This is a genomic window from Microvirga arsenatis (assembly GCF_009910705.1).
Lineage (GTDB): Bacteria > Pseudomonadota > Alphaproteobacteria > Rhizobiales > Beijerinckiaceae > Microvirga > Microvirga arsenatis.
The window spans coordinates 30559-39841 of the sequence record NZ_JAAAXJ010000001.1 but is presented as its reverse complement, the minus strand read 5'-3'; the positions used below and the strand labels follow the sequence as shown (position 1 = coordinate 39841).

The window sequence follows — 9283 nt, the reverse complement described above, 5'->3', positions numbered from 1 at the left end:
AAGCCCCCACTTCAGGTCGTGGAAAAGATGATCTCTAGCGTGCGTGGCGCTGACGGCTCTCGCGCCGGGACATCCACAGGGCGCCAAACCCCATCGCAACGGCAATGACCGGGATGCCAAAATAGACATAGGCTTCCAGGAGGGTCATGGCTTCAGGTCTCTCAATATCAACTTCGCTAGGGAATGTAGGATAAAGCCGACGAAAAGCCAAATGATGCTCACGAGGATGGCGATCGCATCCCTTGGCATCGCGTCCGACCCATAGCCCACGGCCACCATCGGCCCCACGAAGCCGGCAATCACGAATGCGACGGCAACGTTGTTGAGCGCCGTGGCCGTCAGCTTGGTCTGTTCATTGTGGATCAAGCTCACGCTATAACCCTCGGCTACCACCCTGTTTCTTTACCCCACCGCCTCGGGCTTCTTGACCACCACCGGCGTGCGCATGGTGACCAATTCCTCCGCTGCCGTTGGGTGAACCGCGACGGTGCGGTCGAAATCGGCCTTGGTGGCGCCCATGGTGACGGCGATGCCGGCAAGCTGGATCATCTCGCCCGCGTCGTGCCCCATGATGTGGACGCCGACCACCTTGTCGGTGGCCTTCTCCACGATGAGCTTCATGAAGACCCGGTCCTTGCCCCCGGAGAGCGTGGCCTTCATGGGCCGGAAGGCGGTCTTGTAGACGTCGATGTCCCCGTAGATCGCCCGGGCCGCCGCCTCGCCGCAGCCGATCACCCCGATTTCCGGGGTCGAGAACACGGCGGTCGGGATGAGGTCGTGGTCCACGATGGTGGGCTTGCCCCCGAACACCGTGTCCGCGAAGGCATGGCCCTCGCGGATGGCGATGGGGGTCAGATTCGCCCGGTTGGTGACGTCGCCCACCGCATAGACCGAGGGGGTGATCGTCTGGGAATAGGCATCGACCGGGATCGCCCCGACCTCGTCGACGGCGATGCCTGCCGTCTCCAAGCCGAGCCCCTTGGTGTTGGGCCGCCGCCCGGTGGCGACGAGCACCTGATCGACCGTGAGGGTCGAGCCGTCGCTCAAGGTGGCGGCGATGCCCTCCCCCGTCCGCTCCAGGCGGGACAGGGTCCTGCCCAGGACAAGATCGATCCCGCGCTGCCGGTAGGCCTCGCCCAGCGCGTCGCGCACATCCTCGTCGAAGCCGCGCAGGAGCTTGTCGCCCCGGTGCAGGAGCGTGACCCGGCTGCCGAGCCCGGCGAAGACCCCCGCGAATTCCACGGCGATATAGCCGCCGCCCACGATCAGGATGCGCCGGGGCTGCGTCGCCAGATGGAAGACCTCGTTGGAGGTGATGCCGAGCTCGCCCCCGGGAATGGGAGGATCCATCGTCGGATGGGCGCCGACCGCCACGAGGATGTAGCGGGCGCGGATGCGGGCGCCGGTCTTGAGCACGTGGACCGTATGGGCGTCCTCGATCACCGCCCGGCTGTCCACGATCTCGACGCCCGCCTTTTCCAGGTTCGCCCGGTAGATGCCCTCCAGCCGGTCGATCTCCCTGTCCTTGTTGCGGATCAGGGTCGCCCAGTCGAAGCGGGTCTCCCCGACGCTCCAGCCGAACCCCTCCGCCTCGTGGAACTCGTCGGCGAAGCGGCTGGCATAGACCATCAGCTTCTTCGGCACGCAGCCCCGGATCACGCAGGTCCCGCCGACCCGGTACTCCTCCGCGAGCATGACCTTGGCGCCGTAGCCCGCCGCGATGCGGGCAGCACGGACCCCGCCGGACCCGCCTCCGATGACGAAGAGATCAACATCGAATGGGGTCATAATCTGCTCTCCGAACGAAGCCTGGCGATGACGAGGAGCCATATGATGGCAGCCCCGAGGGATGCCGCCCACCAGCCCTGCCAAGCGCCGTGCCCGACTAGGGCCACCGGCGCGGCGCCGGCGATCAGGGCCAGGGACACGCTGCCGATGGCGCGGGGCTGCCTCGCCACATGGTAGAGGATCAGGAAGATGATTCCCAAGGCCAGAACGGCGCCGACCGCCCCGAGTTCGCTCCAGATCTGCAGGGCGGCGTTGTGCGGATGGCCGATGGCCAGCATGCGCCTCTGATCGACCGGCACCTTCTGGGCCACCGCCGTCTCCGCCATGCGGGGGCTCACGCCGAAGCCGCCGCCCAGAAAGGGCTGCTTGCGCACAGCGGCGCCGAAGCTCGTCCAGAGCGCGACCCGCTCGCGGGAATGGCCGCTGGCGAGCATTGTGTGCACCGAGGCGGGAATGAGGTGGTTCGTGATCGGCCCGACGATGGGCGAGATGCCCATGGCGATGAGGAAGGCCAGGGCCGCAAGCGCGCAGGTCGCCCGCGGCGCATACCAGGCGAACGGCACGCTGAGCCCGACGATGAGAAGGCCCAGGACCGCCGCATCGCTCTCGGACCGGAGGGTCGTGGCGGAAAACACCAGCAGGAGCCCCAGACCGTAGAACCAGCCGCGCCGTCCCCGGCTCAGGAACCAGGCGATCAGCGGGGGGACGAGCATCAGGAGCGTGAGCACGGGACGGTTGAAGATGAAGGAATCCGCCCGCAGGCCGATCGCCCTGCGGAGGGCCAGACCTGTTGCCAGTTCCAGGAGGATCATGATGCTGGCGATCAGGAAGGCCCAGGTCAGGAGCCGGAACATCCGCCGCGGCATCCGCCGGGCGAGTGTCAGCGAAAGGACGAAGGCTGCTGCGATGGGAAGCCAGAACTCCCCGAAGGCGTTGAGCGACACCGCCTTGAACTCGCTCCAGCCGATGGAGATGAGGCACCAGCCGAAGAAGGCGAGCACGGCGATCGCCAGCGGCGACGCCAGCATGGACGCGGCCTCGCGCATGAGCGGGCGCAGCCGGCCCTCCGCCGCCACCGCCGCGAGGGCCAGCGCGGCGCTCAGAACGATGAAGGCCGGGCTGGAGCGGTGGGCGATCACCATTCCCACGGGCATGGCGACGAAGACCAGCGCCGAGGCCTTCCATAACCCGTGAGCCAGGCGCGCATGGTTCGCGGGCCCGAGGCTGCCGGGAATGGTCGCGTGAGGGGTGCTCATGAGTTACGCTCTTACGCGAAGCCTCGCCTGTAATAAAGGACCGAGCGCATCATATGTCTGCCGCGCAGCCGCACCTCCGACGAATACCGCATCCGGGCCCCTGCTCCGGCGCTTGCCCCCCTCGGAAAGCAGCCTTAGGCTCTGCCGCAGGACGGCCGGACCGATCCGGCGTCGAAGGAGGAAACAGTATGAGCCAGTTTCGTAGAGGTCTTTGGCGCAGCGCGCTCGCTGCGGCGGCCGTAGCGGGATTCGTGACATCGGCGGCAGCTCAGATGGAGCTCAAGATCATGGCTCCGGCAGCGCCGGGCGGCGGCTGGGACCAGACGGCTCGCTCCATGCAGCAGGCCCTGACCCAGGCGGGCATCGCCAAGAGCGCGCAGGTCACCAACGTTCCTGGCGCCGGCGGCTCCATCGGCATCGCCCAGCTCGTCAACAACTCCAAGGGCGACGGCAACCAGCTCATGGTCATGGGCTACGTCATGGTGGGCGCGCTGCTCACCAACAAGTCGCCCGTCACCCTCGACCAGACCACGCCCATCGCCCGCCTGACGACGGAATACGAGGCGATCGTGGTGCCGGCCGATTCGCCGATCAAGAACGCGAAGGACCTCGCCGCCGCCATCAAGGCCGATCCGGCCAAGGTGACCTGGGCCGGCGGTTCGGCCGGCGGCGTCGACCACATCGCTGCGGCCCTCTTCGCCAAGGCTGCGGGTGCCGACCCGACCAAGATCAACTACATCCCCTTCTCCGGCGGCGGCGAGGCCCTGGCGGCCATCCTCGGCGGCAAGGTGACGGCCGGTATCTCCGGCTACGGCGAGTTCGAGAGCCAGGTGAAGGCCGGCAAGCTGCGCCTCATCGGCCTCACCTCGGCCAAGAAGACGGCCAATGTGGACGTGCCCTCCATCAAGGAGCAGGGCATCGACCTCGAGATCGCCAACTGGCGCGCCGTCGTGGCGCCTCCCGGCATCTCCGCCGACCAGAAGAAGGCCCTGACCGAGGCCATGGACAAGATGGCGAAGTCGAAGGAGTGGCAGGAGATCCTGAAGGCCAAGGGCTGGGAGGACGCCTATGTCTCCGGCGATGCCTTCGCCAAGATTCTTGCCGAAGAGCAGACCCGCACGAAGGAAGTGCTCACCGCCGTGGGGCTGGTGAAGTCCTAAGCTCAAGCCTAGAATGACGCCTGAGGCGCCGCGTTCCGAAAGCGCGGCGCTTCTTCTTTAGGAATTGCCATGGCCTTCTCCTCCCAGCGGCGCATCGACGTGGCGGGCCTCGTCATCGCCCTCGTCCTCCTCCTTCTCGCCGGCCTCGTCTGGTGGGACATGAGCTCCCTTCAGATCCTCTCCCCCTACGACCTTGGCCCGAAGGTCATGCCCATCATCGTCTCGGCCGGACTGACCCTGCTTGCCGTCGGCAACGCCGTCTCCGCCTTCCGCGGCGATCTTCCCGCCCGCGACAGCCTCGACTGGAAGCCGATCGTCCTCGTTCTCGGGGCCCTGGCCTGCCTGATCGCCCTGATCGCCTTCGGCGGCGGCTTCATGATCGGCACGGCCCTGCTCTTTGCCGCGACCTCCACGGCCTTCGGACGCCGGGCCTTCGTCACCGATCTCGGCATCGGCGCCGCCATCGCCGCCGTCATCTACCTGCTCTTCGTCAAGCTCCTGACCCTGTCCCTGCCGGCCGGGCCGCTCGAGCGCCTGTTCTGAGGCCTGCCATGGAAGAAGCCTTCACCTCCCTTGCCGGCGGCCTCGCCGTCGCCATCCAGCCGATGAACCTCCTGTTCGCGCTCATCGGCGTCCTTCTCGGCACCGCCGTCGGCGTCCTTCCCGGCATCGGGCCGGCGCTCACCGTGGCGCTCCTCCTGCCGATCACCTTCAAGCTCGATCCCGCCGGCTCCATCATCATGTTCGCGGGCATCTACTACGGCGGCATGTACGGCGGCTCGACCACGGCCATCCTCATCAACGCCCCGGGTGAAAGCGCCTCCATGGCCACGGCCCTCGAAGGCAACCTGATGGCCAAGGCGGGACGCGGCGGCCCCGCGCTCGCCACCGCCGCCATCGGCTCCTTCGTGGCCGGCACCATCGCGACGCTCGGCCTGACGCTTCTGGCGCCCTACCTGGTCGACATCGCCGTCAGCTTCGGGCCCGAGGATTACTTCGCGCTCATGTGCGTGGCCTTCGTGACGGTCTCCGCCACCTTCGGCGATTCTCCCATCCGCGGCCTGACGAGCCTCTTCATCGGCCTGATGCTCGGCCTCGTGGGCATCGACCTCCTGTCCGGCCAGACGCGCCTGAGCTTCGGCGTCCAGGCGCTGTACGACGGCGTCGAGGTCACGACCCTGGCGGTGGGCCTCTTCGCCGTGGGAGAGGCGCTCTACGTCGCCTCCCGCCGCCACATCCAGGAGGAGAGGCTCGAGGCGATCCGCGGCTCCCTCTGGATGACCAGGGAGGACTGGAAGCGCTCCTGGAAGCCGTGGCTGCGCGGCACGGCCTACGGCTTTCCCATCGGCGCCCTGCCCGCGGGCGGCGCCGAGATCCCGACCTTCCTCTCCTATGCCACCGAGAGGCGCCTGACGAAGCACCCGGAGGATTTCGGCAAGGGCGCCATCGAAGGCGTGGCCGGCCCGGAGGCCGCCAACAACGCGGCCGCCGCGGGCACCCTCGTCCCGCTTCTGACCCTGGGACTGCCGACCTCAGCCACCGCCGCCATGCTGCTGGCCGGCTTCCAGCAATACAACCTGAACCCGGGCCCCCTGCTCTTCGCGGAGAGGCCCGAGGTGGTCTGGGGCCTGATCGCGAGCCTGTTCATCGCCAACGGCATGCTGCTCGTGCTGAACCTGCCGCTCGTGGGCCTGTGGGTCCGGCTTCTCGCCATTCCCCAGCCCTGGCTCTATGCCGGCATCCTGGTCTTCGCCACCATGGGAACGATCGCGGCCAATCCCTCCCCGGTGGAGCTCATGATGCTGACCGTGTTCGGCGCGCTCGGCTTCCTGATGCGGCGCTTCGACTATCCCATCGCCCCCGTGATCGTCGGCCTGATCCTGGGGCCCATTGCCGAGAGCCAGCTGCGCCGGGCGCTGTCGATCAGCCTGGGCGATCCGATGACCCTGCTCCAGAGCCCGATCTCGGCGACGCTTCTCGCCATCGCCCTGCTCGCCCTCGTCGCCCCCTTCTTCCTCAAGGGGCTGGGGCGGTTCAGGGCCGTCGAAGATTGATCCTCCAACAGGAAAGGCCCGGGAATTGCCCGGGCCTTTCGCATTGTCAGCGGTTTCAGGCGCCGCTTACTGCAGCTGGTGGCCGCGCTTGCCCATTTCCTCCCGGGCGCGGGTCATGACGAACTGCGCGGTCTGCTGCGTCCAGGTGGCGAGGTCCCGCACGATGTCGTCGAGGACGCCCGGCTGGACCTGAACGTATTTCATGCCCGCGGGCGACTTGTAGAAATTGGAGATGTCCCGCAGCTCCGCCTCGGACAGGCGGCTCGCGAAGGCCTTGGCCGCGTTGTCGACCATCTTCTGCTTGTGCTGCTCGAGCTCGGGGCGCAGCTGGGCCACGACCTGGGTGAGGTCGTTCTTGATCTCCGGGCGGGTCACGTTCATCTGCTGCAGCTGCTCGAGGAACGGCTCGACCATGGCGTCGAACGAGCGCGTCATGCCGGAGCTGATGGCGACTTCGCGCGCGAGGGCGAGATGGCTGGCGCTCGGCTGCGCCTGGGCGAAGACCGGGCTGGCGAGCATGAACAGCGCGACCGAGGTCGCGGCCAGGCGTGAGGCGTTGCGGATCATTGTTAAGGCTCCAATCGTCATGGCTTCAGGGTCAGAGCTGACCGAGTTCGACGAGCCCGTCAGCGGTGGCGAGAATCGCGCCGGTGGCAAGGCCCAGGAAAAGACCGTGCTCGACGACGCCGGGGATGTTGTTCAGCGTCGAGGCAAGCACGTTCGGCTTGTCGATGCGCCCGAGATGCGCATCGAGAATGAAATGGCCGCCATCCGTGACGTAGGGCGCGCCGTCGGCGGCGCGCCGCAGGCGCAGCTCGCCGGTCATGGAGAGGGAGTCGAGCAGCCGGGCGATGGCGCGCTCGGTGGCCGTGAGGCCGAAGGGCACCACCTCGATGGGCAGCGGGAAGCGCCCGAGCTTGGGCACCCGCTTCGATCCGTCCGCGATCACGATCATCCGCTGGCTCGAGGAGGCGACGATCTTCTCCCGCAGGAGCGCGCCGCCGCCGCCCTTGATGAGGCGCAGGTCGTCGTCGAGCTCGTCGGCTCCGTCGACCGTCAGGTCGAGGTCGGGCGTCTCGTCCAGGGTGCTTAAGGAAATGCCCTCGCGCAGGGCCTGCTCGCGGGTGGCCTCCGAGGTGGGGACGCCCACGACCTTCAGCCCGCCCCGGACCCGGGCGCCGATGGCCGCGACGAAATGCGCCGCCGTCGAGCCGGTGCCGAGACCGAGCCTCATGCCGTCTGTGACGAGCTGGGCAGCCCGTTCGGCTGCGGCGCGCTTGAGAGTGTCGCTCACGGATATCCTCTGGAACTGGGTTCGCTCCGGCCTGCGGGGCCTCTTGGCCCGCCTCTAGCACGCCGGAGCGCCTGGAAGAAAGAACGTTTCACGGATGAAGGATCGCCGAACGCCCGCATGGAGCAATCAGGGACGCTGCGGCGAGGCTCCGGTTCCCGGGCTCACGCTCGGCGTCGACACCGGCGGCGCCGCGCTCGAGGTGGTCGGCGAGGGATTGGTCTGGGGCGTGCAGACCACCCGCTCGTCGAAGACGTAGCAGATGCTCATCTGGCCGGTGCGGTAATTGACCCGGAACACGCCCCCTTCCCGCTCGTGGCGGGAGGCGACCAGCCCGTACTCGCCGGGCGCCTGGGGGCCCGCGCCCTCGCCGGCGCTGAAGCACAGGGTCACCCCGATCGTGCCCTCCTGAAGGCCGTACTGGCAGGAGCTGACCTCGCCGGTGATCCGATCGATCCTATAAATACGGTTCAGGTCGGTCTGGGGAGCGGGAACGAAATCATAGGATGCAGCCAGGGCGGAGGCGGAAAAGCCCCCGAACGCCAGGGCTGCGGAAATGAACGCCGCGGAACCAAAAGGCCGCATTCAACACTCCATCCGGTAAGAACGAATCAACCATGAGACCTTATCATTCCCGTGCTTGATTCCCTTGCCCCCAGCAGGTAGCCGACCTTCATGGCCATTGATACCCCGCACAACGTCTCGCCCATCGCGGTCTTCGACCTCGATGGAACCCTGGCAGACACGGCCGGCGACCTCGTCGGAACCCTGAACGTGATCCTGGAGCAGGAGGGGCTGGCACCCCTGCCCTTGAGGAAGGCGCGCGACATGATCGGCGCCGGCGCCCGGGCCCTGATCCAGCGCGGCTTCGAGGCCGCCGGCAAGGAGCTGACCCCGGACCATCTCGAAGCCCTGTTCCGGCAGTTCATGGTTCATTACGGGGAGAACATCTGCGTGCGGACCCGGCTCTATCCCGGCGTCATCGAGGCCCTCGACCGGCTGGAGGAGGCCGGCTTCCTCCTCGCGGTCTGCACCAACAAGGTGGAGGAGCACTCGGTCAAGCTGCTGCACGAGCTCGGCATCGGCCATCGCTTCGCGGCCAATTGCGGCCGCGACACCTTCCGCTACTTCAAGCCGGACCCGCGGCACCTGACGCTGACCATCGAGCGGGCGGGCGGCTCGCCCAAGCGGGCCGTGATGATCGGGGATTCGCGCACGGATATCGTCACGGCGCAGAACGCCGGCGTCCCGGTCGTCGCCGTGCCCTTCGGCTACACCGACGTGCCGGTGCAGCGGCTGGGGCCGGACCTCGTGATCAAGCATTTCGACGAGCTGTTTCCCGCCGTCCAGCGCCTGATGCGGCCCCTGGCCGCCTGACGCGCATGAAAGCGTGCCGGCGCGCTGCGTGCACACGAACTTGTGAAGCTTGTCCGTCAGGAAGGAATGGTGGGCGCGACAGGGATTGAACCTGTGACCCTTCGCGTGTGAAGCGAATGCTCTCCCGCTGAGCTACGCGCCCTGACAAGGGCCTTCTAAAGGCGCCGAGCCCCCGGCGTCAAGCCAAAGAAGCAGCGCGGGCCCGAAGTATTTTGTTACGCGGAATGTGGCGCCTCGGCTTTAACGGCTTGCTTACGACGTGGCGGAATTGAGGCAATTTCGCACTAGGATTTTGTAGCCGGTCGGGGCTATTCATGGGATCCGAAGCGGGGCTGTTGCGTTCTAGCAGACACATAC

The 9283-nt window shown here is 67.3% G+C and carries 10 protein-coding genes and 1 tRNA gene; 4 read left to right on the top strand and 7 right to left on the bottom strand.

Going from position 1 to position 9283, the window contains the following annotated elements; genetic code table 11:
• Window positions 1–144: 144 nt before the first annotated feature.
• Genes GR303_RS00195 through GR303_RS00185 form a run of 3 tightly spaced genes read right to left on the bottom strand, consistent with a single transcriptional unit; the run spans window position 145 to window position 3044 of the window.
• On the bottom strand, window positions 145–372 hold the full coding sequence (locus GR303_RS00195; protein ID WP_161723227.1) for a hypothetical protein: 228 nt from the start codon (window positions 370–372) through the stop codon (window positions 145–147).
• 30 nt (window positions 373–402) lie between these two features.
• Window positions 403–1788 (bottom strand): glutathione-disulfide reductase, encoded by a 1386-nt coding sequence (gene gor / locus GR303_RS00190; RefSeq protein ID WP_161723226.1) that lies wholly within the window; start codon window positions 1786–1788, stop codon window positions 403–405.
• Window positions 1785–3044 carry an O-antigen ligase family protein gene (locus tag GR303_RS00185; RefSeq protein ID WP_161723225.1) on the bottom strand — a complete coding sequence of 420 codons (1260 nt, stop codon included), beginning with the start codon at window positions 3042–3044 and terminating at the stop codon, window positions 1785–1787. Before GR303_RS00185 ends, gor begins: the two co-directional genes overlap by 4 nt.
• 188 nt (window positions 3045–3232) lie before the next feature.
• On the opposite strand from GR303_RS00185, the gene GR303_RS00180 reads away from it, so the two are divergent.
• From GR303_RS00180 to GR303_RS00170, 3 genes are all read left to right on the top strand, one after another.
• Window positions 3233–4204, top strand: a complete 972-nt coding sequence (locus tag GR303_RS00180; RefSeq protein ID WP_161723224.1) for a Bug family tripartite tricarboxylate transporter substrate binding protein — start codon at window positions 3233–3235, stop codon at window positions 4202–4204.
• 69 nt (window positions 4205–4273) lie between these two features.
• Window positions 4274–4747, top strand: a complete 474-nt coding sequence (locus GR303_RS00175; RefSeq protein WP_161723223.1) for a tripartite tricarboxylate transporter TctB family protein — start codon at window positions 4274–4276, stop codon at window positions 4745–4747.
• An 8-nt stretch (window positions 4748–4755) separates the two neighbouring features.
• Window positions 4756–6258: a tripartite tricarboxylate transporter permease gene (locus tag GR303_RS00170; protein ID WP_161723222.1), complete on the top strand. Its 1503-nt coding sequence runs from the start codon at window positions 4756–4758 to the stop codon at window positions 6256–6258.
• Between the two features lie 66 nt (window positions 6259–6324).
• Here the strand turns inward: GR303_RS00170 and GR303_RS00165 are convergent, their stop codons facing one another.
• From GR303_RS00165 to GR303_RS00155, 3 genes are all read right to left on the bottom strand, one after another.
• Window positions 6325–6825, bottom strand: a complete 501-nt coding sequence (locus GR303_RS00165; RefSeq protein WP_161723221.1) for a DUF2059 domain-containing protein — start codon at window positions 6823–6825, stop codon at window positions 6325–6327.
• 31 nt (window positions 6826–6856) lie between these two features.
• Window positions 6857–7552 carry a ribose-5-phosphate isomerase RpiA gene (rpiA, locus tag GR303_RS00160; protein WP_161723220.1) on the bottom strand — a complete coding sequence of 232 codons (696 nt, stop codon included), beginning with the start codon at window positions 7550–7552 and terminating at the stop codon, window positions 6857–6859.
• A 126-nt stretch (window positions 7553–7678) separates the two neighbouring features.
• Window positions 7679–8134 carry a hypothetical protein gene (locus GR303_RS00155; RefSeq protein WP_161723219.1) on the bottom strand — a complete coding sequence of 152 codons (456 nt, stop codon included), beginning with the start codon at window positions 8132–8134 and terminating at the stop codon, window positions 7679–7681.
• A 90-nt stretch (window positions 8135–8224) separates the two neighbouring features.
• On the opposite strand from GR303_RS00155, the gene GR303_RS00150 reads away from it, so the two are divergent.
• Window positions 8225–8926: an HAD family hydrolase gene (locus GR303_RS00150; protein WP_201751838.1), complete on the top strand. Its 702-nt coding sequence runs from the start codon at window positions 8225–8227 to the stop codon at window positions 8924–8926.
• 67 nt (window positions 8927–8993) lie between these two features.
• On the opposite strand, the gene GR303_RS00145 is transcribed toward GR303_RS00150, so the two are convergent.
• A tRNA-Val gene (locus GR303_RS00145) sits at window positions 8994–9068 on the bottom strand.
• Window positions 9069–9283: the final 215 nt, after the last annotated feature.